This window comes from Vibrio sp. B1-2 (assembly GCF_963888445.1).
GTDB classification, from domain to species: domain Bacteria; phylum Pseudomonadota; class Gammaproteobacteria; order Enterobacterales; family Vibrionaceae; genus Vibrio; species Vibrio anguillarum.
Map to the genome: position 1 here is coordinate 240,675 of NZ_CAWPJH010000022.1, position 23,220 is coordinate 263,894.

21 protein-coding genes are annotated in these 23,220 nt (G+C 44.5%); 13 read left to right on the plus strand and 8 right to left on the minus strand.

Annotated elements, in window-relative coordinates:
* Positions 1-113: 113 nt before the first annotated feature.
* The gene (locus tag AACQ75_RS09350; protein WP_064626298.1) at positions 114-623 is read right to left on the minus strand and encodes a hypothetical protein; all 510 of its coding nucleotides are present in this window, start codon (positions 621-623) and stop codon (positions 114-116) included.
* A gap of 40 nt (positions 624-663) precedes the next feature.
* Positions 664-1,176 (minus strand): nicotinate-nicotinamide nucleotide adenylyltransferase, encoded by a 513-nt coding sequence (locus AACQ75_RS09355; protein WP_164996821.1) that lies wholly within the window; start codon positions 1,174-1,176, stop codon positions 664-666.
* Between the two features lie 104 nt (positions 1,177-1,280).
* Here AACQ75_RS09355 and nadE point away from each other — a divergent pair, with 104 nt between their 5' ends.
* The gene (nadE, locus tag AACQ75_RS09360) at positions 1,281-2,111 is read left to right on the plus strand and encodes an ammonia-dependent NAD(+) synthetase (protein ID WP_170888541.1); all 831 of its coding nucleotides are present in this window, start codon (positions 1,281-1,283) and stop codon (positions 2,109-2,111) included.
* Between the two features lie 93 nt (positions 2,112-2,204).
* Here nadE and AACQ75_RS09365 read toward each other — a convergent pair whose 3' ends face one another.
* A complete protein-coding gene (locus AACQ75_RS09365) occupies positions 2,205-2,666 on the minus strand; it encodes a TetR/AcrR family transcriptional regulator (protein ID WP_013867986.1) in 462 nt (153 codons plus the stop codon).
* Positions 2,667-3,176: 510 nt separating this feature from the next.
* On the opposite strand from AACQ75_RS09365, the gene AACQ75_RS09370 reads away from it, so the two are divergent.
* Positions 3,177-3,479 (plus strand): YfcZ/YiiS family protein, encoded by a 303-nt coding sequence (locus AACQ75_RS09370; protein ID WP_010318562.1) that lies wholly within the window; start codon positions 3,177-3,179, stop codon positions 3,477-3,479.
* A gap of 121 nt (positions 3,480-3,600) precedes the next feature.
* Positions 3,601-4,227: a hypothetical protein gene (locus tag AACQ75_RS09375; RefSeq protein WP_013867989.1), complete on the plus strand. Its 627-nt coding sequence runs from the start codon at positions 3,601-3,603 to the stop codon at positions 4,225-4,227.
* A gap of 59 nt (positions 4,228-4,286) precedes the next feature.
* Here the strand turns inward: AACQ75_RS09375 and AACQ75_RS09380 are convergent, their stop codons facing one another.
* Positions 4,287-5,393, minus strand: coding sequence for a 1-acyl-sn-glycerol-3-phosphate acyltransferase (locus AACQ75_RS09380; RefSeq protein ID WP_026028217.1), 1,107 nt, complete (start codon positions 5,391-5,393; stop codon positions 4,287-4,289).
* A 176-nt stretch (positions 5,394-5,569) separates the two neighbouring features.
* Here AACQ75_RS09380 and AACQ75_RS09385 point away from each other — a divergent pair, with 176 nt between their 5' ends.
* Entirely contained in the window at positions 5,570-6,178 is a 609-nt protein-coding gene (locus AACQ75_RS09385; protein WP_017043337.1) for a hypothetical protein, read from the plus strand.
* A gap of 97 nt (positions 6,179-6,275) precedes the next feature.
* Positions 6,276-8,144 carry a methyl-accepting chemotaxis protein gene (locus AACQ75_RS09390; RefSeq protein ID WP_026028379.1) on the plus strand — a complete coding sequence of 623 codons (1,869 nt, stop codon included), beginning with the start codon at positions 6,276-6,278 and terminating at the stop codon, positions 8,142-8,144.
* Positions 8,145-8,219: 75 nt separating this feature from the next.
* On the opposite strand, the gene AACQ75_RS09395 is transcribed toward AACQ75_RS09390, so the two are convergent.
* A complete protein-coding gene (locus AACQ75_RS09395; RefSeq protein ID WP_088733463.1) occupies positions 8,220-9,587 on the minus strand; it encodes an alpha-amylase family protein in 1,368 nt (455 codons plus the stop codon).
* Positions 9,588-9,859: 272 nt separating this feature from the next.
* On the opposite strand from AACQ75_RS09395, the gene AACQ75_RS09400 reads away from it, so the two are divergent.
* Positions 9,860-10,540, plus strand: a complete 681-nt coding sequence (locus AACQ75_RS09400) for a DsbA family oxidoreductase (RefSeq protein ID WP_013867994.1) — start codon at positions 9,860-9,862, stop codon at positions 10,538-10,540.
* A 119-nt stretch (positions 10,541-10,659) separates the two neighbouring features.
* On the opposite strand, the gene AACQ75_RS09405 is transcribed toward AACQ75_RS09400, so the two are convergent.
* Positions 10,660-10,860: a restriction endonuclease subunit S gene (locus tag AACQ75_RS09405; protein WP_013867995.1), complete on the minus strand. Its 201-nt coding sequence runs from the start codon at positions 10,858-10,860 to the stop codon at positions 10,660-10,662.
* 58 nt (positions 10,861-10,918) lie between these two features.
* Entirely contained in the window at positions 10,919-12,835 is a 1,917-nt protein-coding gene (locus tag AACQ75_RS09410; protein WP_170888542.1) for a methyl-accepting chemotaxis protein, read from the minus strand.
* A 282-nt stretch (positions 12,836-13,117) separates the two neighbouring features.
* Here AACQ75_RS09410 and AACQ75_RS09415 point away from each other — a divergent pair, with 282 nt between their 5' ends.
* The 7 genes from AACQ75_RS09415 (at position 13,118) to AACQ75_RS09445 (ending at position 20,827) form a co-directional block, all read left to right on the plus strand.
* Complete coding sequence (locus AACQ75_RS09415; protein WP_064626305.1) at positions 13,118-14,074, plus strand: AAA family ATPase; 957 nt, start codon at positions 13,118-13,120, stop codon at positions 14,072-14,074.
* A 20-nt stretch (positions 14,075-14,094) separates the two neighbouring features.
* On the plus strand, positions 14,095-15,021 hold the full coding sequence (locus AACQ75_RS09420; protein WP_017048975.1) for a DUF58 domain-containing protein: 927 nt from the start codon (positions 14,095-14,097) through the stop codon (positions 15,019-15,021).
* Positions 15,018-15,488: a DUF4381 domain-containing protein gene (locus tag AACQ75_RS09425; RefSeq protein ID WP_013867999.1), complete on the plus strand. Its 471-nt coding sequence runs from the start codon at positions 15,018-15,020 to the stop codon at positions 15,486-15,488. The genes AACQ75_RS09420 and AACQ75_RS09425 overlap by 4 nt, the downstream gene beginning before the upstream one ends.
* A 7-nt stretch (positions 15,489-15,495) precedes the next feature.
* Positions 15,496-16,464, plus strand: coding sequence for a vWA domain-containing protein (locus AACQ75_RS09430; RefSeq protein ID WP_170888543.1), 969 nt, complete (start codon positions 15,496-15,498; stop codon positions 16,462-16,464).
* A complete protein-coding gene (locus AACQ75_RS09435; protein WP_170888544.1) occupies positions 16,457-18,346 on the plus strand; it encodes a vWA domain-containing protein in 1,890 nt (629 codons plus the stop codon). The genes AACQ75_RS09430 and AACQ75_RS09435 overlap by 8 nt, the downstream gene beginning before the upstream one ends.
* Positions 18,340-19,992 carry a BatD family protein gene (locus AACQ75_RS09440; protein WP_170888545.1) on the plus strand — a complete coding sequence of 551 codons (1,653 nt, stop codon included), beginning with the start codon at positions 18,340-18,342 and terminating at the stop codon, positions 19,990-19,992. Before AACQ75_RS09435 ends, AACQ75_RS09440 begins: the two co-directional genes overlap by 7 nt.
* A gap of 118 nt (positions 19,993-20,110) precedes the next feature.
* The gene (locus AACQ75_RS09445; RefSeq protein WP_026027736.1) at positions 20,111-20,827 is read left to right on the plus strand and encodes an SIMPL domain-containing protein; all 717 of its coding nucleotides are present in this window, start codon (positions 20,111-20,113) and stop codon (positions 20,825-20,827) included.
* Between the two features lie 47 nt (positions 20,828-20,874).
* Here the strand turns inward: AACQ75_RS09445 and AACQ75_RS09450 are convergent, their stop codons facing one another.
* Positions 20,875-23,022 (minus strand): GGDEF domain-containing protein, encoded by a 2,148-nt coding sequence (locus AACQ75_RS09450; protein ID WP_170888546.1) that lies wholly within the window; start codon positions 23,020-23,022, stop codon positions 20,875-20,877.
* Positions 23,023-23,220: the final 198 nt, after the last annotated feature.

Genomic DNA, 23,220 nt, shown 5'->3' on the forward strand with positions numbered 1-23,220 from the left:
GTGAATACTCTTTGTTCACAATTTACATAGGCCAATCGCGAATATTGCGGTTGGCTTTTTTGTTTTCTGAGGGAGTGTGTTTACTGAGGGAGTGTGTTTACTGAGGGAAAACGTTAGAAGGGAACTTCAATTTGCATCATGACAACGCTGTCGAAATCTTCATGCCAACGATAGTCAAAACGCATGCGCGGCTCACCCGCTTTTTTCTCGCCAAAACCGATACTTAGCTGTAAGCCGTGACTCATTAACCACTCTTCGGTTGACATATCACTTTGCTCGTCAAGCAATTCAGAGGGTATCCAGACTCCAAAGCCAATGTAGCTTGTGGCCAATTTCTGAGTAAACAGGGGATCAGAATCGGCTTTTAAAAACCAATCGGCCCAGTAAGAAGAGTCGGCTGGAGATTCTTCAAATAAACCTAAAGCCAGCAGTTGTTTCGATGCGTAGCCCATACTATCTAATATAGAAAAGCAGACGCCCGATGCTGGTAACATTGCTGGGCTACTATCTGCACCTAGTGTTAATTCTAACTCTGGCGTTAATAATGAACCGGAATAGAGATCGCAAGCTTCCGTCAGCGACGAAAACATGATTAACGCACAAACAGCCACATTTAACTTCATGGATGCAAACAGCTCCGACCACGAAAAGGGCGTGGATTGTCTAGTAAAGTTTTCTTTGCTGCAAGATTTTCCTAACAGAGATAGTCGTTAAATCGGCAATATCTAAATTTTCAGCTAACCGCTGACGAATATCAGTACTACGAATCGCGACTTTTTCAGGACAGGCCATGACTGACCAGCGTTGCAAGATATCTTGAGCTTTATAGAATTTCGCAAAATTGAACAGATTATCCGGGCCCATTACAAAAGTAATGTCAGCATCAGGTGATTGTTTTTGCAGTAATGACAAAACAGCGTGAGTTGTGACGCTCTGCCCGGGCTGTTGCAGCTCCTCTTCGACTATTGAGCGGTGTATCTTATCTGACTGCAAATCACGAATAAAAGCATCAATAAGTTCACAACGGATCTCATAACTGAGCATCTGCTTACCCCAAGCGTGTGAAATGCTCGGTACCAACAGAATTAAATCGAAATGGCTTAGCGATTCAATCACACTTTTATGTCCTAAGCTCGGAGGGTTAAAAGCACTCCCAAAGACGGCAATTTTGGTCATAGCAATCCTATTCAAGTCTGAAAACCATTTTCTCGGTTTTCTAATCTGATGATTTCGGTATGATACACCAAAGATTTATATTGCTTGCAGGAAAAGGAACCCTTATGGAACAAATGATCCGTGATGAGATGCGTGTTCTCTCATCCATTGACCCTGTTTATGAAATTGAACGGCGCGTTGAGTTTATTAAACGCAAATTGGTTGAATCTGGTTGTAAGTCTTTAGTGCTTGGCATCAGTGGTGGCGTCGACTCAACAACGTGCGGCCGTCTAGCCCAGCTCGCCGTGACACAACTCAACCAAGAATACGCCGTTAACGACTATCAGTTTATCGCCGTTCGTTTACCCTATGGCGAACAAAAAGATGAGGATGAAGCGCAGCTTGCTCTCTCCTTCATTCAACCTACACACTCAATTTCGGTCAATATTAAAGCGGGTGTAGATGGCCTGCACTCAGCCTCTCTTGATGCGCTACAAGGCACAAGCTTAACTCCAACTGACAGTGCCAAAATTGATTTCGTGAAAGGAAATGTAAAGGCGCGCGCTCGCATGGTTGCGCAGTACGAAATTGCAGGTTTTGTTGGTGCGTTAGTACTCGGCACGGATCATTCCGCAGAAAACATCACCGGTTTTTATACTAAATTTGGTGATGGCGCGTGTGATTTAGCACCACTTTTTGGCTTGAGTAAACGTCAAGTGCGCGCGGTAGCTGCTCAATTAGGCGCACCACAACAATTGGTTCAAAAAACACCCACCGCGGATTTAGAAGAGCTCGCACCACAAAAAGCAGATGAAGATGCGTTAAACTTAAGTTATGACCAAATCGATGATTTTTTAGAAGGGAAGCCTGTTTCCCAGCACGTGATTGACCGTCTTATCGCGATTTACACAGCAACTCAGCATAAACGTCAACCGATCCCAACGTTGTACGATTGATCGACACAATCTCTCTATAAAAAGCACTAAAGCCAACTTCTCAGTTGGCTTTAGTGTTAAAGTCGACAATACAAGCTTGCACAAAGTGCCAAATTATTGACTCATTTTAATCAGTGATTTACCAATCAGCCACTCAAGCTCCCTTGCGCTCTCTTTGCCAAACTGTACAGCCACCGTTTTGTATAACCGATCGACACCGTTTGCTGCAAATTCATCCGCATTTTCAGTCGTCACAACATGATGAAATAATAAACGCAAAATAGCCAAAAATTGTGCATTTTCCAGCGCATTTATCCAGCTATTTGAAAAGCTTGAAAGGTCATTTTCAAAATCTAAATGCTCAACAAACAGCTTAAAAATCCGCCCATCTAAAGCGGCCGTAAAATCGGTTTTCTTTGGAAAATGGTGGCTAATCCCCGTTCGTGAAACCCCTGTTTGCTGACTCAACGTGGTATACGACATTTTGTCGTAACCCAGTCTCAATAGCTGATCGACAACAGCATCCATTATTCTCTGAATGGTGATTTCAGTATCTTCTTTACTACGCTTTGGCATGGTCCAGACTCTTCTCTTTTTTATTAATCCATCTAACTCAATTGCGATGATAGTGCCGTTTCGCGAATCACCCCTCGTGGTATGGCATTTTCTGTCTAAAAAACCATCCTTTAAAACAGTAAATTCAAACCAGAATTATCTTGTTAAAAGCGTTATCTACTGGCTTGTTACTGTCACTCCTTTAGCTATCACTAATAAAACTTAAATTTCCAGTTTATTAGTCATCACCACTAATGGATGAAGCGCAATTTATAATATTAATAATTGTTTCAACCGAATAATCTTACAATCATCAACAATTCGCAACGAACTGAACACTGTTCTGACAAATTTATGACACAAAAACTAGTGATTATTTGAGCAGTATCACACTCATTAATTCATAACGATGGCTAAAAACTTTCGAACAACCAAAATAAGACGCGATTTACCCCAAACCTGATTGGCTTTTTGTGGCTGATAAACGATTTGCCCGTTAGAATGTCCATACATTTACTAAGAGGATTCACAATGAGTATCGAAAAAGACGTTGATATCCAAGTCTGCGAAGCATGTGGCTGCGCTGGCGAAATTGGTTTTATTATCAAAGAAGGTGATGAAGTTGCCGAAGTGATGGTCATGGCCCCCAACAAAGCTCAGCTAGAAGCTGAATTTGAGAAGTACCTCGCTCTTGCCAAACAGGTTTCAGATAATGTTGAGTTTGAAGTTTCACCGTTAGACGATAACTCTACTGAATTGCATGCACGTTTCAAATTTGAAGTCAGTGCCGAAAAACTTATTTTTGAACTGAAGTCGCGCTCTTTGGCTCGTTAATCTAATTGCTCTTAGCGGGCCTAATCATGGCTCGCTTTTTTATCGCCCAAGCACTTTGCTTTCTCATCCTAGGCAATGCATTATTGAAGCTTAACCGTAATCTGCCGATACTCTAGGTATCGTGTCTTCATCTGCAGGCTTTATGAATAAGTTTTCGCTTTTACTAACATTATGCAACCTTCTCTATGCCTCTTGTGCATGGTCACAGCCGCTCGATCAATATCAAATCCTTAACCACCTTGATAATTATGGCAATCTCTATTTGCGTAATAAACCCTACACAACACTACCCGAAAATCTCACGCTCAAAGGCAACCTAAATATTGCTAAGACATCGATAAAATCCCTGCCTAAGGGCTTGAATGTGCAGGGTAGTTTAGAAGCATCTAATAGCTTGCTAGAAAATATTCCAAAAGGTACCACCATTCGTGGTTATGCGAACTTACTGGGTAGTAAAATCAAATCGTGGCCAATGAGAATCAAGGTCGGTGGTTACCTGAATTTCACGGATACACCGCTTGAAACGCTGCCTGCGAATCTCTTAGTCAAGGGGGATTTGAGCGTAATTCGAACGCCATTAACCCAATTGCCCGAAGGTTTGGTTGTGGAAGGGAGTTTGTTTATTGGCGGTTCCAAAATCACCGAATTTCCTGACACGATGACCGTCAATGGCAATATTTATTTGGGAGGTAATGTCATCAGTAAATGGCCAAGCAAACTGACCCTTGGCGGCGCGGTCGCAAGATAGGCTAGAAAAAGAGAAGAGAAGAGAAGAAGCCGTGAGCCCCTCTCTTCATCGTTTAATGATTATTGCTGATTCTTTACTGGGTTGGCGTAGCTATCGAGTAAATAGCGCTGTGCCCCTTCAGGGATCTGAGTCAGCTTGCTTTCTAAGTGAGCGCGGATATCTGGCGTGATATCACTACTTTCTATCCCAGCCGCTAACTTATTGATCGGGAATAATTTGTAGTTTGCGTGAATTTGGCGATCGATCTCTTGCGCCAATGCTTCTGGCGTTTCAAATGCTTGAGTAATCACTTCACCAAAGCCAACATGCACTCGGCCTTTCTCACCGACAATACCTTGGACAATGCTTTCAATATCTTCAAATTCCCCTTTTTCATAACGCCCATGCGTCGCTTTTTCATACAACTCACACGCTTTGGCCATATCGCAGGGATCGTTTTCATATGAAATCGCGACCGGGACAATTTTGAGCGATTGAATATACTGAGCAAACTCTATTTTCTGCTTGCGCCCTTCCACATGGAACATTTTCAAAATGGCCGGATCGGTAAAATCGTTACCATCTTTTGCTCGTCCCTCTTTTTGCGCTATCCAGATAGAATTTCCAGTTTCAAGTGAGTGTTTAATGTAAGCAGATAAGGTACTGAGCGCTTTCATCATCTCGCGCGGGCCTTTAGCCGAGCGTTTCACAATAAAGCTCTTATTAAGACGCATCAGCTCTGTAGCACAAGGCTTTTTCAATAAGTTATCACCAATCGCAATACGTACAGTTTTATGCCCAGACATATACAGACCATAATTGACCAATGCTGGGTCCATCGCGATATCACGGTGGTTAGAGATAAATAAATAAGCCGTCTGTTTATCCAATTTATCGAGACCACTGAAGGTGACACCTTGTGTCGTTGATTCTAGTGTTTTCGTGAGGTATTTCTTCACTTCAAGTTGGATTGCTTCCACGGACGTGAGTTTGGCCCATTTAAACTTTAAGTATGCTTTTACAAAAGGGCTCAGTATCGATTTTAGCCAAGCAGATCGTTTATCAAAACGATGTTGCAAAATAGCTGAGATAAATTCTTCATCATTGATTAAACGGTCAATAGCCGCTGGAATCTCATCGTCGTTGTAAGGACGGATATCCACATAAGGATCAGTTGTGGTGGTCATATATTCATACATCAAATAAAAAGCTGGCTCATTCTACGCATAGTTGACGTAGCTCGCAGCTACAGTCGTAACAGATTCACTAAGGTCGGACCAGAATAAGGTGATTTTAGTTCGCATATTTGGCATTTTCTGTGAGACAAGGTACTCTTAGCGCCCCAAAATCAGTGAGAAGTACCATGAACTACGCGATTCAATTTGAAGCCTTACTGTCTGCTAACTTAGTTGTCACCCCTCGCAAGAAAGTCATCAAACACAGTTTGATTCGAGTAATGAGCGGATTAGTACTGTGTAAACTTGGCAAACATGAATATTCAGTTGAAGCAAAGCAGAGTTTTTGGATCCCTTTTGACTGTTTATGCTCGCTGACTATTTTTCCTAATACGCAGTGGCAGCGTGTCGATTTTTCAGTACGTTTAACCGCCGATTTTTCCCATCAAGCGGGTTACGTCACCTTATCTGAACTGAGCCAAGCCGCTTGTGATCACCTGAGTCAGTGTCAACCTAACGATGAAATTTATTCGCACCTTCTTCATGTACTAAAAAGTGAAGCCACGCATTTTAAACCTAAATTATCGTTAAACAACTTCAGCGAAAAGCTATCAGCGTGGCAACCACATCAAGTAAGTGAGCTACCAATTGAATGTCAAATAGCACTACGTGTTCGTGAGGCACAAAAGCGCAAACTGTCTGGCATCAAGCTGAATCAAATCGTCGATGAGCTTTTCCAAGGAAATGAACAAGAGTGCCAGCAACTTGCGCTTTTAGTTCTCGGGCGAAATTTGTAATTTTTCGCTTAAAAATGGATTGTTTACTGGCTGAATGATTAATCCCTAACTATACATTTATTAATAATATTAATATTTATTGATGGAAGGGATTGCCATGAAATTCAGCCATAAGATCGTCGCGGCGTCATCTTTGCTGCTGTTGGTCACCGTTACTCTGCTGACGATACAACAATACTTCACCGTCCAAAAAGAAGTGAAGTCACAAGTTGAAGCGAGTGTAACTGAAATAGTGGATGGGGTTAGCAATACAGCTGGTGCAGAGATCAATAGCCGCAAGGCCATTGCCGCTTACGCCACCAGCATGTTGGAAGTCGACATTAACCGAGAAAGTATGTCTAAGGTCATCACAAGGCCGATTGTCAAACAAACTTTTTTACTGGCTGGGGTCGGTTTTGAGAGTGATGGCTCTTACATCAGTAATGATCCTACTTGGAACCCAGGCGCATCATGGAATCCACGCGTGCGCCCTTGGTATATTGATGCAAAAAATGCCGACAAACTGATTATTACTGCGCCTTACGCCGACTCTGCCACTAATGAAATATTGGTGTCTATTGCTACCCCAGTTAAAGATAACGGCAAATTTATCGGCGCCATTTTCTACGATGTTAGCCTTGCTGGGTTAGCAGAATTGGTCAACACCGTAAAATTATTTGATGCAGGCTATGTGTTTATTGTTTCATCCGACGGCACAACCATAGCCCACCCCCGAGCAGAGATGAACGGCAAGCCAATGAAAGAATACTTAGGCAATGCCGTTATCGCCGAAGAGCCTAAACAAGTGCTGATCGATGGCAAACACTACACACTCGATTTTTCAAAAGTCCCTGGAGAGGACTGGTACGTCGGTGTCGTTTTGGATGAAGAGATCGCCTATGCGTCTTTAGCAACACTGCGCAACAGTTCGATCATCTATACGTTAATCGCTTTAGTCTTCAGTATTGCGATACTGCTTGTGCTTATCCGTCTGTTGATGAAACCGCTTGATGCACTCAATAATGCAATACAGAACGTTGCCTCTGGTAGTGGTGACTTAACCCAACGCTTAGCCACCGACACGGATAAAGAATTCTCGGTATTAGCGGTCGGTTTCAATACCTTTACTGAAGCCTTACAACAACAAATTACCCAGTCTAAAGCCATCGGTTCAGAAATTTTACGCGGTTCGGAAATGACCTCGATGGGGTTGCAAGAATCGGCCGAAGCGATGCGTGATCAACTCCATGAACTTGAGCAATTAGCCACAGCCATGCATGAGATGGCCACCACTTCTGGCGATGTCGCCAACAACGCGCAAGGCGCGGCGTCGGCGGCAAAAGATGCTGATGATGCGACAGAATTTGGTACCAATGTTGTGACCCAAACCACTCAAGCGATTGATAATCTTTCGACGCGTATTGATGAAGCAGTAACAGAGGTAAGTGCACTAGAAAATGCAACGGCAAACATCGAAACCATTTTGAAAGTGATCAACGACATTGCCGACCAAACCAACTTGCTGGCACTAAACGCAGCGATAGAGGCGGCTCGGGCTGGAGAGTCAGGCCGAGGCTTTGCGGTCGTTGCAGACGAAGTGCGTACGCTGGCGCAAAGAACGCAGCAATCCACGACGGAGATCCGTAATATGATTGAGAAGTTGCAGTCGAGCGCTACTTCTGTTGCCAATGCGATGAATCAGAGTAAAACAACGGCAGCTGAGGCGGTCAATCGTGCCGAAGAAGCGAATAATGCTCTGCTGAAAATCCGCGATGCTATTCAGCAAATTAGTGATATGAATATCCAAATAGCTTCGGCAGCCGAAGAACAAAGCTTGGTAGCAGAAGAGATCAACAACAACACGGTTAAGATCAAAGATCTTTCCGTTCAAGTTGCAGACGCTGCTGACAATGCCAATATCGCCATGCAAGCTCAAACCGAAAATATCAGAGAGCAAGATGCTATATTGAATAAATTTATCGTTTAATCCTCTACCGCAGCAACTGGGTAGACCAGTAAAGGCGCTGATTACGCGCCTTTACTTTTCTAACGACTCACCGTTTTATTCACCATCATTTGATAGCCGACAAAGCATCGCGCTAGAGCGAGCGGCGATATCCATGACAATCTTTTGGTTATTGGGTTGATACTGCTGCTTCGTAAACAATTCTAGCATTGGATTTGCCCAATCAATTTCAACGCGCTGACTGCGTTGAGATTTGTTCAAAACCACTATCCCTTCCTTACCGCGGCTGAACACTAACAAGTCATCACTCGCTTCTAGCGTTTTCATTGGCAACGCATGCATTTTATTATGAAAAGCAATACACGCCGCCATTTGTGGCGAACACCATGCCTCTTGCCAGCGCGGAAGACCAGCATGGTTCAGAATGCCACTGGTGTTTAAATCAGTGTAAATTAATGGCACTCCCCCATCGCGACCAAGAATGTAGCTGTAGGCGATATTTTCTAAGGCTTCATCCATGACGAGGTCGGCAAACACAGCGTTGTTGGGGATATCATGCGTAATGGTGAACGTAATCGCTCGGTTGTTGGAAAGCGCCTGACCAAAACAATAAGGGTCAATCAGCCATTTCAGGCTACCTTTTGTTTGTAACGCATCGTATACCGTTTGAAATAGTGGAAAATCATAAGCACCCAACTTTGTTTCTTGCAGATAAGGCTCGAGAAAAAGTTGGTACTCTTCTTTGGTTGCACCGCCATCAGTAATGATCTCGCCAAAAATATGCATGCCTTGCGTAATGTCATCGGCCCATACTTTCTTCAAATGCTCAATAGACATATGCTTAGCAGCATCAATTCGAAATCCTTTGACTCCTAACGCTTTCAACGCCCTTAAATAAGCCTGTTGTTGTACAACCACATGTTCATTATCACGCAACGTGGGTAGGCCCGGATCATGCGCCCCTCCAGTAATGCGGCCATTTTGCACTTGCCAACGATCCTTCCAATCTTTTATGCCAAACGCTTCCACAAAGTCATCTTTATCAAAGAGTGGCTGGGTCAGATCACCAAAGAGGCGCAACGCTTGGTACTCATCGCTTTTATTCTGGTAGGAAGCTAAGTCTTGTGCGCTCGGGTATTGTAAATCCAAACGCAATTTGGATTCGTTGGCCATATGGTTGAACACTACATCGGCATAAATTCGCAAGCCTAATGCGGTTAAGGTTTCAACCATCTGTTTAAAATCATGGGTATTGCCCAGTTGATTATCAATGATGCGATAATCTTGCGGCTGGTAACGTTGCCACCATTTTGTACCTTGAGCGGTTTTGAACGATTTCATCGGCGGTGAAATCAACACCGTTTTATAACCCAGTTGGAAAATTTGCTCTGCACGCTCAGCGACTAAACGATACGGCCAATCAAAAGCATGCAAAATCACATCGGTTGGTTGAACATTTGTCATACGTCAATGTCCCTGTTCATCATGGTTAACTCACAAGTTGAAAGAGGCGAAACCTCACAATACGTCACTTGTTTCTCAAAGCGCAGTTTAATTCTCTGCATTTAACGTTTTTAGAGTATAGAGAGCGTTTCAGCAATTCCATCAGCCTTATTGCAATATTGTTTGTATGAGAGAAAAGGCGTAGAGCGATAAAAAAGCGCCTAGCTTTCCAAAGGGCTACACAACAAGTCACAGTTTATGCTGATAATCTCGCTATAATTAAGGTCAGTGAATTGCCAATCGCGGTAGGGAAGAAAATGAAAAAACTACGCATTGATATCGTGTCAGATGTTGTCTGCCCTTGGTGCATCATTGGCTATAAGCGGTTAGAGCAAGCGCTGCTGGCTCTCAGCGATACGATCGATGCAGACATCCATTGGCACCCTTTTGAACTCAACCCTGCTATGCCTATAGGTGGTGAACACCTACAGCAACATTTAGCCAAAAAATATGGCACGTCGATAGAAGCAAGTTTACAAGCACGCCAAACCCTCAGCGCCCTAGGGCAAGAAGTCGGCTTTCAATTCAACTTTAGTGACGACATGCGTATTTATAATACCCGTAAAGCGCATCAATTATTAATGTGGGCGAATAGCCAAGGAAAACAATTAGAGCTGGAAATGGCACTATTTCGTGCTTATTTCACTTTCGGGCAAGCCTTAGATGACGATGATGTATTGCTCGACCTAGTACAGAGCCTTGGTTTAGACAGAGAAATCTGCCGCGCAGTTTTAACTGATGAGTCGTGGGCGAAAACCGTTTCTGTCACAGAGCAACAGTGGTTAGAGGCAGGAATTCAAGCTGTGCCAGCCTTGATCATTGAGCAACGCCATCTTATCTCAGGCGCGCAAACGACAGAGATCCTTCAACAGGCACTCGAAGATATCGCGCAACAGCTTCCTATGACTCAATAACGTTTTCTGATAAAAAAGGGCACCACTACTGTGTGCCCTAAATACTATTGTGTACTCTAAATACTATTATGTGCTCTAAATAAACTTGTGTGCTCTAAATTAAATAAAGTGGGTTTGAATTAATGGACGGGAGTATCCGTTTCTGTAAAGAACTGTCCAAAATGCTTTTCCAGCACTTCTGGCGTCAGCTTGCCTTCCGCTTCTAGCTGCTTAAGCTCAGCCACAATCGCTTTTTGTTCTTCCAACGAAGGCAGTTTCACTTCAGGTTCACCCGCCACCTGTTGCGACAATTGTGCTAACTCTTTTTCGAAATCACTCATTTTACTTACCTAAACATAAACGTAATGGGGGAAGTGTACCGATTTCCCCCTCATGATTCTAGAGCTTAAAGCTACCCACCATTTTATCTAAACGGCCAGACAGATCACGCAGCTCTTGGCTCGCTTCTGCCAACTCTTCTGCTGTGCTGGTGGTCACTTCATTGATGGCGTTGATCTCTTCAATATTTTGATTGATTGTGTGCACCACCGTTGATTGCTCTTCAGTCGCCGTGGCAACCTGAGTGTTCCGATCGGAAATATCGTGGATCCTGTTTGAAATATTCACTAAAACGTTCACCGCTTCATCGGAAGCGTCAACCCCTTCCTGTGTAACAGCCTTACCAGAAGACATCGCCGAGACCGCATCTTTTACATCGTTTTGTAATTGATTGATCATCTTTTGAATTTCTTCCGTTGAAGAGGCCGTGCGGCTGGCCAAATTGCGTACTTCGTCTGCCACCACAGCAAAACCTCGACCTTGCTCCCCAGCTCTCGCCGCTTCAATTGCAGCGTTTAATGCCAGCAAGTTGGTTTGTTCAGAAATACCACGGATAACACCTAAAATAGAGCCAATATCTTGAGTGGTCGATGCTAGCTGCTCCACCACTTTACCCGTATTTTCGATATCCGCTGCTAAACGACTGATGGCATCTTTGGCTTTACTGACCACTTCGCGCCCCACTTCAGTGTTATCAGCCGCGTGATTTGCTGTTTCAGCTGCCGTCGCCGCGTTAGAAGCAATTTCACTGATAGTGGCCCCCATTTGATTGATCGCCGCCACCACTTGTATAGTTTGGTCACGCTGTTCTTGGCTATTGTCATGAGTACGCGTCGATTTTTCCGACACCCGACCCGCCGCCGACTGCAACGCATGGCTGGTAGAAGCAACTTCTTTCATCGATTGATGAATCTTCTCAATAAAACCGTTGAAGCCCGCTGATAATTGAGCGATTTCATCGCGGCCCAATACCTCAATCCGTTGCGATAAATCACCATCGCCTTTACCTAAATCGGTAAAGCGTTGTGCAATCTGTTTAATTGGGTTGGCAATACTATTGGCCAGAAAAAGGCCCATCAAAATAAACAAACCCGCCACAGCTAAGGTTGTGAACAACATTTTTTGCGCAACGGCATTTAATTCGGCGAAGACTTCCGACACAGGTACTGAACCAATCACAAACCAGTCCATCGATTTCACGTAGACACTAGCGACAAAAACATCTTGGTTTTGATAGGTTGTCGAAATCAGGTTGAAGCGGCTTTTATTCAATAGTTGGTTTGCGTTTGAGCCGTACAATTGTGTTAATGAGGCTTTAGCTTTCTCTTTTTGGCGATGGATTTGCACTTCCCCTTTCGAGTTGGTCAAAAAGACAAAACCTGTATCCTCGATTTTAAATCCATTGAGCAGGTTCACCATGTCATCCATTGATTTCGACAAACCAGACATCGTATCGCCACTGACATTTTGATAGTTGGCAAACATTTTCACTTCGCCACTTGCCTCTTGGAACATACTGACCATAGTCTTTTGTCCCGATTGCGTAAAACCAAAAAACCAGCCATCTTGCTGTTGATTAAGCTGACGCAAAAAACCATTTTGGTTCCAGTAATACGCCGTTTTTCGGTTAGCCACAGAAGCATCATTTAACGAATATTGATCGCGTACATTATTGAGCTGCTTAATCAGCATCGCCTCAGCGTCAGCATTAATATCGGTCGTCTGAACGGCTTGCTTGATGAATTCATTATTGGCTAGTTGCTCAGCAGAAAAGAGCAATTGCGATACTTCTCGATCTATCTGGCTACTGATTTGATCAAGTAACGAGGGAAGTTCGATATCAATTAATCGGTGCTCCAGTACCTCTCGTGCTTGACGCTGCGCCATTACACCAACGATAACCGTCGAAGCGAGTACCGCGAACGTAATTCCTAATACAACCTTTTGCTTAATACTCATCGAATTAAGTTTGAACATTATTTGCGCTCTTTATTATTGGCTTGTCATGAATAACTTTTTTGTATCGGCAACAAACCCTCTCTCTTGAGAAATTTATTGATAGAATCGATTTATCTTCACGTAGAATGTGATCATGGCCAACAGTGGTTGTTCCTAAGCATAGTCGAGTATGGTGACCAAACATTCTTTCGTTTCGCCAAATGGATAATAATTCGCCAATCAGTTGATGTATCACACTTTTCATGGAACTTTTCGAATCAATAAATTACTAATTCAGCAAAACAGCAGGAGACCCATTCAATGCCATCGCACGCATTTCAATCACTACAACACTATTTAAATCAGCAAGTCATAGGCCAGACAGGTTTGGTTAAACAGTTATTAGTTGCACTTCTTGCTGATGGGCACATTTTGGTCGAGGGGCCTCCTGGCCTTGCAAAAACCCGTGCCGTGAAATCACTCGCCGATTGCATAGAAGGTGATTTTCATCGAATCCAATTTACGCCTGATCTGCTCCCCGCCGATTTAACCGGTACCGATATCTTCCGCCCTGAAACAGGTGAGTTCACATTTCAAGCGGGCCCGATTTTTAACTCATTAGTATTGGCTGATGAAATCAACCGCGCTCCAGCCAAAGTACAAGCTGCGATGCTCGAGGCGATGGCCGAAAAACAGATCACGGCAGGTCGAAAAACCTACCCATTACCTGAACTTTTTTTAGTGATGGCTACCCAAAACCCTATCGAGCAAGAGGGTACTTATCCTCTACCCGAAGCGCAGTTGGATCGTTTTTTATTGCATTTAAATGTTGATTATCCAGACGCTGAAAATGAACTCGCCATTTTACGTTTGAACCGCGGGGAAGCGCAGGGAATTGAGAAAGTCTCTCCGCCAACATTAAGCCAAAGCGATATTTTCAGTGCTCGGCAAGCGGTGCTGAACATTCACATGGCCGAACCTATTGAGCAATATATTATTCGCCTGATCATGGCAACGCGTAAACCCGCAGACTACGATGCCACGTTGGCACAATGGCTAGAGATGGGCGTCAGCCCGCGAGCAACCATCGCGCTTGATCGATGCGCTCGCGCTCATGCATGGCTCAGTGGGCGTGATTTTGTCAGCCCTGAAGATGTTCAAGCGATGGTATTTCCGGTTTTGCGCCACCGGCTATTATTGAGCTACCAAGCACAGGCTGAGGGCGTGCATCCCAACCAAGTTATCACTCACTTACTTTCACTGGTTGGTAGTGCTTAGCACTAAGACTAAGGTTTACTATGCAAGAGTCACTTCCACCGTTTAGTACGGGTGTCACACTTTCATTGGCTGAACTGTTGCCTTACAAGCAGCACGCTATTCGCTGGCTGCCACCTGCTAAAAGTTTATGGGCGCAAGTATTGGGGCAGCATCAGAGCAAGCAACTCGGCCGAGGAATGGACTTTGCTGAGGTCAGGCAATACCAAGCAGGAGATGATATTCGGACCATCGACTGGCGCGTTACTGCGCGTACGGGAAAACCTCATACCAAACTGTTCAGTGAAGAACGAGAAAAACCCGTCATTCTTTACGTTGATCTGAGCCGCTCTATGCAGTTTGGATCGCAGTTAATGCTCAAATCAGTGCAAGCGGCGCACATGGCAAGCTTGCTCAGTTGGTTAAGCATTGCCAACAAGGACCGAGTGGGCGCGGTGATTGATACTGGTTCGACACTGGTTGAGTTAAAACCGACTAGCCGCCAAAAAGGGCCATTACAGCTGTTGCAACAGTTGGTGACACTACAAAACCAACAGCTGCTGGAGCTTGATAAAACGAAATCACACAGCATGCAGCGCGGCCTAACTGCGTTGAATCGTTTGTGCCCTAAAGGCAGTGAAGTGATTTTGATCAGTGACTTCGTCCATTTCAATGCCACATTACAACCAATACTCAACCAATTGCAGAGACATAATCGTGTAAAAATTGTGCACATTTACGATCCATTAGAGCAAGGAGAGACCCAATTTCGCGGTGTAGAACGCGTAACCGATGACCAACAGACGAGCTGGCTCAACTTTTCGAAAAATAGTACGCGCTTAGGGTTAAAAAAAGCCTTTGAATCTCAAAAAGAAAAACTAAAATCATTGAGTCAAACTATGGCAATTTCTTATACCTCACTCTCTAGTGAGAAACCTTTGTTGCAACAACTATCCGGATATAAAGAATGAAGGAATCATCAATAGCTACACTTTTAGATTTAAGCGCGATGCAACTGCCTGAGCTACCCTCTTGGTTTCCCTTGGCTTGGGGATGGTGGGCAAGCGCGGCGGGCATACTGCTCTGTCTGCTGATTCTGGTGTTAGCCATTCGTTGGCGTCGTAAACGCTTAGCCCCGAAAAAAACGGCGCTGCGTTTACTCAACCCCCAATTTGGGCATTTAACTCCTTCTTCAGCGATTGAGCTACTTCGTCAAGCCGCGCTTTGTTACTACCCTCGTATGGAAATCGCACATCTTACCGGCAAAGAGTGGTACACCTTTTTAGATTCACAAATTTCTTACCCTCTTTTTGTTCCCAATGAAACATTGTGGCAGCAAGCGTTATACCAAAAGCAGAAAACAGAAAACAGTCAAGAGCTGATTAATCACTGCTATCAATGGGTTAATGATGCTTTGCCGCCTAAAAAACGGAGATAGCTAGGCTTTGGCAAATATAGAGTTATTGTGGTGGTGGATGCTATGTCTGCTGCCACTCCCGCTGGTCGTTTATCGATTCTTACCACCAGCAAAAGAAAGGGCAGCGATTCACCTGCCCTACCTTCCTAAAGATAATCAGCGTCAAGCACCAAACCAGATCATCGCTAAAATCATTGCAAGCGCTATTTGGTGCTTAGTATTGATCGCCGCAGCCCGTCCAGTGTGGTTTGGCGACCCGGTTATTGCTCAGCCCAAACACCGAGATCTGATGCTGGTGGTTGACCTCTCTTACTCCATGAGCCAAGAAGATATGCTGCTTGGCGATCAGTACATTGATCGTTTGAGCGCCGTTAAAAATGTGCTCTCTGATTTTATTGACAAGCGCGAAGGTGATCGCCTTGGGTTAGTCTTATTTGCCGATCACGCCTATCTACAAACGCCGTTGACTCTGGATAGAAACACCATTCGCCAGCAGCTTAATCAAGCCGTCCTTAAGCTGATCGGCACCCAAACCGCCATTGGTGAAGGGATTGGGCTTGCGACCAAAACGTTTATCGATAGTGATGCCCCACAGCGGGTGATGATTTTACTCAGCGACGGCAGCAATACTGCTGGCGTGCTCGACCCAATCGAAGCTGCGAAAATTGCCCAAAAATACAATGCCACCATTTACACAGTCGGTGTTGGCGCTGGCGAAATGATGGTCAAAGAGTTTTTTATGACTCGAAAAATCAATACCGCGGAAGATTTAGATGAGAAGACGTTAACACAAATAGCGACCATGACTGGTGGCCAATATTTTCGCGCACGAAATAGCCAAGATCTTGCCAAAATATACGACACCATTAATCAATTAGAACCAATAAGCCAAGCAAGCCAAACTTGGCGTCCACAAAGCGAATGGTTTGGTTATCCGTTGGCGATGGCGCTCGCGCTTTCTGTACTCTTAGCGCTACTAAGGAGAAATCATGTCTGAGTTTGTTTTTCTTACACCTTGGTGGTTAACCGCACTATTCCCCTTAGCACTGCTGCTGGGCTGGTTCACGTTGCGTGCCAAACGACACTCTTTGATAGCACCTCATCTGGCTAAGGCAATGGGTTTGAGCGATAAAAAGCATAACGCGGCCATTGTGATCATCAGCGTCAGTTGGCTGCTCGCAGTACTGGCGCTAGCTGGTCCGAGTTTTGAATCTCAAACACGCCCCAGTTACAGCAATAGTAACGCGCGCGTATTAGTGATGGACATGTCACTATCGATGTACGCTACTGATATAAAACCCAACCGCTTAACGCAAGCGCGTTATAAAGCGCTCGACTTACTCACACAATGGCAAGAAGGTAGTACAGGGCTTGTCGCCTATGCTGGTGATGCCTATACCGTTAGCCCATTAACCACCGACACCGCAACCCTAAGCAACTTAGTGCCCAATCTATCGCCCGATATTATGCCCTACCCCGGCGCAGATGCGGCTCGCGCGGTTCAATTAGCCATCGACATGATGAAAAATGCCGGCCTTGCACAAGGTGACATTGTGTTATTGACCGATGACATCGGCTCACAAGAGCAAGCTCAGATTGAAACACAGCTTACCAATACGCGTTGGAAATTGGTGATCTTAGGCATTGGTACCCAAGCGGGGGCACCCATTACGCTCAGCGATGGTAGCTTACTGAAAAATGCACAAGGGCAGACTGTGGTGGCCAAGACCAACTTTGCCAATATGCAGTCGCTCGCGCAGAATATAAATGGATTATTTACGCCAATCAGCTTAGACAATAGCGATGTCGCAATGCTCGCTAAGCTAGACCAAAACGAACAGCCACACAGTACAACCAAGAGCCAACAAATGGTGAAAGAGCGCGTTAACAATGGCTATTGGTTAGTGCTGCTCCTCATTATCCCGTGTTTGCTTTTGTTTCGCCGTGGCGTCATTTTTTCTTTGTTACTGCTCTTCATCCCTACACTGCACAGCAATAGTGTACAGGCTTCACCTTGGCTAAATAGCAATCAACAAGCCAAAAAAGCGTTTGATGCAAAGGAGTATCAAGCGGCCAGTGAACAATTTACAGACTTAGAGTGGAAAGGCATCGCTCAATATCAGGCTGGAGAATATCAGGCAGCGGTGGAGACCCTCTCTCAACTGCCACAAGACAGTGTGCGAGTGCAATACAACTTGGCCAACGCCTACGCGCAAAATGGAGAATTGGAAAAGGCCCAAACCTTGTATGAAGAGGTGTTAAAACGCGACCCAAACCATAAAGATGCTCAGCATAATTTGGAAATCGTAAAAAAAGCGCAGCAACAGCAACAGCAACAGCAACAGCAACAGCAACAGCAACAGCAACAGCAACAGCAACAGCAACAGCAACAGTCTGGTGAGCCTTCCGATCCAAATCAAGATCAAAATCGGTCGGAAAATAAAAATAATGCGCAGAATAAAAACGGCGAACAAACAGAAGATAAATCTGACAAACAAAGCGATAACTCACCGCAGAACGACGGCTCTCAGTCTTCGCCTCAATCGGCACAAAGTAAAGATGAGCAAGGTGAGCGATCCAAGGCCAACACGGCGGATGAATCGCCGGCCTCTCAACAACCGACTGAAACGACTCAAACAAATGAATCAATGAACAACGAAGATGAGGTCAGTGACAAAGAAGCCTTTGAGCAGCAAACACAGAAGCAATCGCAACAGCAAGGCGATAGCCAAACTGTTGACCCGCAACTTCGCAAGCTAGAACAAGTCGAAAGTGCACGAGATCCTAGCGGCTTACTCAAAGCACAATTGTTGCTACAAGCAAGACAACGGCAAGAAGACCAAGCACAACCTCCACAAAACAACAGCAAGAAGTGGTAAGTATGAAATCGATCAAGCGTTCATTTTGGGCTGCGATTATCAGCCTAGTTTCTGTTGCTCTACTGAGCTCGGCCGCTAACGCGGCTGCACTTTACGCCAGCGTCAGTAAAAATAAGGTCGCGAAAAATGAAGTATTCCAATTACGAATTGTTGCCGATGAAAAAGTATCGACCGATGCGATCGACTTTAAGGTGTTAGAAGACGATTTTTTTCTCGGTCGCCCAAGTTTTGGTACTTCGGTGAACATCATCAATGGCGATCGCAGCACGCGCAGTGAATGGAATGTATCGTTGGCAGCCAACAAACTCGGCATACTGACCATTCCTAGTTTTAGCGTCAATGGGGCAACTACTCAACCGATCGCGATTCAAGTTATCGCTGGTGGTGAAGCGCCCAAGCAATCTGACCTTGTTGAAATACAAGCCGATCTAGAACGTAGCAAACTCTACCCGAGTGAAAGCACTTTTCTCAATGCTCGCCTAATCATCAAAGCTGACCCAAGAAGGCTGCAAAATCCACAAATTACGCCACCCGCTGTACAAGGATTAGAACTGACGACCGAGGGAGAAGCTAACCAATACCAAAGCTTATTGGATGGGGTTGAAGTCACCGTTGTAGACCAAAAATTTAGAGTCACGGCCCAAGAGGCAGGAACTTTCACGTTATCCGGCCCTGCGTTTAAAGCTGGCCTCATCTATGGTAACAACCAAACGGGCAGCACCCGCTTGCTGCAAGTCGATATTCCGGCCAAAACCTTTTCGCTCACCGTACTGCCGAAACCAGATATCTATCAAGGCACTTGGCTACCTACACCAAAACTAACACTCAACCAAACGTGGCGAGATGCCACAGGGCAGATCATCACCGCCGAGAGCTTTAAAACCAAAGTGGGTGAATCGTTGACTCGTGAATGGATTCTGACAGTGAAAGGCCTTACGCAGACGCAGTTGCCTAACCTCTCAGTGCAATATCCAGACTCAATTCGGCTCTATGCTGAAAAGCCTCAGTTTAAAAGCTTAGATAATGGCGATGTGCAAATGACGCTAAAACAAGTACTCATCCCAAAAACCGTCGGTAAGGTTGATCTAGCGGATCTCACCGTCAGTTGGTGGGACACCAAAAACGAATCTCAGCAAAGCGCGCAAGCCAAAGGACTAAAGCTAGAGGTTTCGCCAGGTGAATTACTCAACCCATCCACCTCTGTGCTGACACCACCAACAGTACAAACCGTCACCGTTAAAGATGCAGGATACTGGCCCTACTTTACCGCATTTTTTGCACTGTTATGGATGGCGACTATGGTAGTCGCTTGGTCATTTCGTAACGCACCACAGACAGCAACACAAGAAACCAACGCTCATCATCAACCGCTTGAAGGCCACCCATATCAACAGTTAAAAGAAGCGGTACAAAGCCGAGATGGTGCCAAAATCAGCTATTACTTCACCCTCTGGCGCGATTCAGTCGTATTAAGTGATGAAGAGAAAACCGCACTAGATGCACAAGTCAACCAACAACTTAAAACTTTGTACGCACCTCAGAAAAGTGATTGGGATGGCTCAGCGTTAATCTCTATGATTGATGCCATTCAAAAAAAGCAAACTAAGCGCCAGCATAAAAAGTTAGAATCGCTGGCAAAACTCTAACCGAAAATGGCTGTCGAAATCACAATCTCAAATCTAAGGTGTGTTGTTATATTCAAACTACTCACCGCTGCGACTTCAAGTCGTTTGAGGACTGTTGCCAACAAAAGGAAAACAAGGCATGCAAATAAAAAGTAGCGCTTCATTGATCATCGGTTTGAGTTTAATACTCGGGCTCGCAACCCTCGGTTACTTTGTGCAGCAAACGGCTGTGAAATATAAAGAGTATGAGCGCGTAGTGACCGTTAAAGGATTATCAGAGCGAGAATATCCCGCCGACACAGTTGTTTGGCCGATCCAATTTAGTGTGGCCGACAATGATTTACCCACTATGTTCAACACGATTGAAAAGCAGAGCCAACTGGTGACCGCATTTTTAGCTCAGCAAGGCATAGATGAAAAAAGTGTCTCGCTATCATCGCCAGCGGTGATCGACAAAAAGGCACAGCAGTATGGTGGAGAAAATTTAGTCGAGTTTCGTTATTTAGCGAACCAAACCATTACGGTGTACAGCAATCAAGTTGACCTAGTGCGCGAGGCCATTAATAAGCTCGGCAATTTAGGAAAACAAGGCATCGTTTTTAATCAAGATCCTTACAACAACCGCGTTGATTATTCATTTTCTGGACTCAATGAAATCAAACCCGACATGATTGAAGAAGCGACCAAACAAGCAAGAGAAGTCGCAGAGAAATTTGCCAAAGATTCGCAAAGCTCACTTGGCAAGATTAAACGTGCTTCACAGGGACAATTTAGTATTGTGGATCGTGATAACAATACCCCTTACATCAAAAAAGTACGCGTCGTTTCAACGGTTGAATATTACCTCTCAGACTGAATAATCTGCTGTTCTCATTATCCTTGCCATTACTCGCCGCGCCAACACTATGAATTTGGCGCGGCGACTTTATCACTTCGAGTATGGTACTTTTGCTCAGAGTAACCAACGACTTGGTTTCTGCCATTATCTTTTGCTTGGTAAAGTGCCTTATCCGCTTTGCTGTACATCTCCTCAAACTTAAGTTCACTGGGAAGGTACTGGGCAATAGTGTAACCAATCGAGACACTTAAGCAGTCACCATCAGGGTTCTCACTATGTTCAATCTGCTCTCGTTCAATACTAAAGCGTATGCTTTCAGCCAGCGCTTTCACTTCTGCTGCATCACGGTTGGCCACCAACAATATAAATTCTTCACCACCAATTCGACAAAAGAGTTCATTCTCTGCCTGAGCATGTTGGTTGAGAATATGGCCAATACGAATCAAAGCAATATCCCCTTCCAAGTGACCATAGTAATTATTAAATAAACCAAAGTGATCAATATCAAGCAGAATTAACCCATAACTTACGGTTTCCGTTTGTACTCTCGAACCGATACGTTCCAATAAATGAGCTAACATCCGACGATTTCCAAGGCGAGTTAATGGATCCATTTTGGCCATTAAGTCCAGTTTGTCGTTCACTTTTTGTAACTCATAGGTACGGTTACGCACCTCAATTTCTAAATTCTCATTCAGTTCACTGATCGCCTGCTGAGCACTGGTGCGCATCAATACTTCGGTTAAATTCGAGGCGAACATGCGGATCACTTCTCGCAGTTGTGAAGTCAGTGGTGAGCGGCGGATCAAATTGTCCGCAGCAATGAAAGCGATAGGCTCACCATTGTTGGTAAGCATGGTCATGGCTGTCCAGCCAAAACCAACAATGTTGCTGTCATGATAAATAGGGACTGACTCTTCAAACACCACCTCATTGGGGTTGGCTTTGGCCATATCAACAATCATATTATTGGTGGTTCCAGAACGGAAATAGGATTCATCCACGATATTGCCTTGGATATCGGTTCCCCACGTTCCTTGAATGTACGAGCAGTGTTTATCGGTCAAAAACACCGCCAGACGATCAATACCCATGCGGTTAATCGCAAAGCCGACCGCCGATTTGCACACGTCACTCACCGTCATACAACGTGACAGTTCAACCATGCTCGCATGCAACATGCGAACATTTTGCTCCTGACGCTTGCGAATATAAATTTGCGCAAGCAATGAACCAAAAGATTCCAACATCTGCTTTTGGTATTCAGTAATGGGCTGTCGATTAATGTAGTTATCAATCGCGATCCAACCAATGGTTTCATTACCATCACGTAGGATTAACATCCCATTCCACCCTTGTCCTACCACATTGCCCGCCGTGTATAGAGGGGCATCGTCGATCAGCACCAAACTTTTAGTATCATCAGAAAGACCGCTTAAATAACTTTCTTCTAGCTGGTGCAAATCGTATTGGGTATGGTGTTCGCTCACCGTTTTTCCGCTTTCATCCGTACCATAAGTTCCGCTAAAACAACGTTTTTTCATATCAAGAACTAAAAAAGCGGCTCGATCAAATCCTAAGCGTGTTTTCGTTACATCAACGGCCGCTCTGTGCAGCGCATCTAAATTGTCTGGGTTAGCCAGTTCAATCGCTAATTGATGAACCAGCTTCATGTTATCAATGAACATTTCGCGCTGTTTAATTTCATCCAAATACTTTGCTTCGCGGATATCTCTATTTTTAAACTCCTTTGCCGCTTCAGATTCCGCGCGAAGACATTGCCAACGAGCCGCAATCAGTTGCAAACAATCGAGCTCTCCGGATTCTGTTTTCGCATGAATATTGACGTTATCAATTGCCTCAAGCAGCAAATAGGTTCTTAAATCAGGGTGGTTATCTAACATAAAAAGATAAGACTCACCGCCCATCACACTACGGTAGTCCCAATTGCAGGTGTTGATCGCTAGTGGAATTAGACCATCAGAGGTGTCAAATTGTGCGGCCCAATTCCAAAAGGTATTTGGATAATTTTGCAGAGCAGTCGGTAAGTTGTACTCAAATAATGACTCATGGCGCTTGTTTAATGTTAGTGCATGAAAGATCCGCATTGATTTGGGAGAAATGAAACTTTGAAGAAAATCAAACGTTGCTTCCGCGAGCATACGGTGGTTGCGAGCAGAAGAAATCTGTTTGAGTAAAGTACGAGAAAACATATGAGCGGCCTGACATTGTAATAATTTTCATTGCAAAATTAGACAAAAGATCATGTGCAATCAAACTCTTAAGAAAGTCACTGTTAAGTCGGCCGCAAATTTGCACTCTATGTTTTTACATCCTAGAGTTAACCTACATTTTTGAGATTCTGTTTCCATTTATTACATGGTTAACCCTATTATTTTTAGCATTGTCTC

Bases quoted from the DNA above. Each gene is read 5' to 3' on its own strand.
- AACQ75_RS09435 (WP_170888544.1), top strand. From the start codon at position 16,457: ATGTCTGAGTTTGTTTTTCTTACACCTTGGTGGTTAACCGCACTATTC.
- AACQ75_RS09395 (WP_088733463.1), bottom strand. From the start codon at position 9,587: ATGACAAATGTTCAACCAACCGATGTGATTTTGCATGCTTTTGATTGG.
- AACQ75_RS09365 (WP_013867986.1), bottom strand. From the start codon at position 2,666: ATGCCAAAGCGTAGTAAAGAAGATACTGAAATCACCATTCAGAGAATA.
- AACQ75_RS09380 (WP_026028217.1), bottom strand. From the start codon at position 5,393: ATGACCACCACAACTGATCCTTATGTGGATATCCGTCCTTACAACGAC.
- AACQ75_RS09355 (WP_164996821.1), bottom strand. From the start codon at position 1,176: ATGACCAAAATTGCCGTCTTTGGGAGTGCTTTTAACCCTCCGAGCTTA.
- AACQ75_RS09415 (WP_064626305.1), top strand. From the start codon at position 13,118: ATGCCATCGCACGCATTTCAATCACTACAACACTATTTAAATCAGCAA.
- AACQ75_RS09370 (WP_010318562.1), top strand. From the start codon at position 3,177: ATGAGTATCGAAAAAGACGTTGATATCCAAGTCTGCGAAGCATGTGGC.
- nadE (WP_170888541.1), top strand. From the start codon at position 1,281: ATGGAACAAATGATCCGTGATGAGATGCGTGTTCTCTCATCCATTGAC.
- AACQ75_RS09385 (WP_017043337.1), top strand. From the start codon at position 5,570: ATGAACTACGCGATTCAATTTGAAGCCTTACTGTCTGCTAACTTAGTT.
- AACQ75_RS09420 (WP_017048975.1), top strand. From the start codon at position 14,095: ATGCAAGAGTCACTTCCACCGTTTAGTACGGGTGTCACACTTTCATTG.
- AACQ75_RS09410 (WP_170888542.1), bottom strand. From the start codon at position 12,835: ATGTTCAAACTTAATTCGATGAGTATTAAGCAAAAGGTTGTATTAGGA.
- AACQ75_RS09390 (WP_026028379.1), top strand. From the start codon at position 6,276: ATGAAATTCAGCCATAAGATCGTCGCGGCGTCATCTTTGCTGCTGTTG.
- AACQ75_RS09405 (WP_013867995.1), bottom strand. From the start codon at position 10,860: ATGAGTGATTTCGAAAAAGAGTTAGCACAATTGTCGCAACAGGTGGCG.
- AACQ75_RS09350 (WP_064626298.1), bottom strand. From the start codon at position 623: ATGAAGTTAAATGTGGCTGTTTGTGCGTTAATCATGTTTTCGTCGCTG.
- AACQ75_RS09445 (WP_026027736.1), top strand. From the start codon at position 20,111: ATGCAAATAAAAAGTAGCGCTTCATTGATCATCGGTTTGAGTTTAATA.
- AACQ75_RS09425 (WP_013867999.1), top strand. From the start codon at position 15,018: ATGAAGGAATCATCAATAGCTACACTTTTAGATTTAAGCGCGATGCAA.
- AACQ75_RS09450 (WP_170888546.1), bottom strand. From the start codon at position 23,022: ATGTTTTCTCGTACTTTACTCAAACAGATTTCTTCTGCTCGCAACCAC.